This is a genomic window from Vibrio sp. 2433-A1, assembly GCF_056726085.1.
Genome location: NZ_JBRESC010000072.1, coordinates 1 through 647, shown reverse-complemented (window position 1 = coordinate 647; position 647 = coordinate 1). Strand labels below are relative to the sequence as shown.

The window sequence follows — 647 nt, the reverse complement described above, 5'->3', positions numbered from 1 at the left end:
GAGAACGCTTACCACTTTGTGGTTCATGACTGGGGTGAAGTCGTAACAAGGTAGCCCTAGGGGAACCTGGGGCTGGATCACCTCCTTATACGATGATTACTCACGATGAGTGTCCACACAGATTGATGGTTTATGTAGTTTAAGAGACGATACTGGGTCTGTAGCTCAGGTGGTTAGAGCGTTCGCCTGATAAGCGAGAGGTCGGTGGTTCAAGTCCACTCAGACCCACCAATTTCCTTAAAATTGGCACACAGTATCAACACCTGATGGGGCTATAGCTCAGCTGGGAGAGCGCCTGCCTTGCACGCAGGAGGTCTGCGGTTCGATCCCGCATAGCTCCACCATCTTTAAGTGTTCTTGCAAAAGAATCTTTAAAAATGGTTTTCATCAGAAAATCTAGCTCTTTAACAATTTGGAAAGCTGACAAATCAACAATTTATTGTTGATTGTAAAGTTCTCAATGTTTGTCTTTAAGACAAACACCAAAACAACACATTCAAGTGTTCTTGGGAATGTCACTTTTAAGTGACTATTCAAAATTGAGTCCGGCAAAATCGAGTCTGCACATGTATAAAAATGCAGACAACTTTGGTTGTTTGACGTAAAGACCCTTTGGGGTTGTATGGTTAAGTGACTAAGCGTACACG

2 tRNA genes and 1 rRNA gene are annotated in these 647 nt (G+C 43.4%); all 3 read left to right on the top strand.

The window, feature by feature from the left end:
• Positions 1 to 88: ribosomal RNA gene (locus tag ACU01J_RS21695) — 16S ribosomal RNA — on the top strand; the annotation flags it as partial.
• Positions 89 to 154: 66 nt separating this feature from the next.
• A tRNA-Ile gene (locus tag ACU01J_RS21690) sits at positions 155 to 231 on the top strand.
• Positions 232 to 268: 37 nt separating this feature from the next.
• A tRNA-Ala gene (locus ACU01J_RS21685) sits at positions 269 to 344 on the top strand.
• Positions 345 to 647 lie beyond the last annotated feature (303 nt).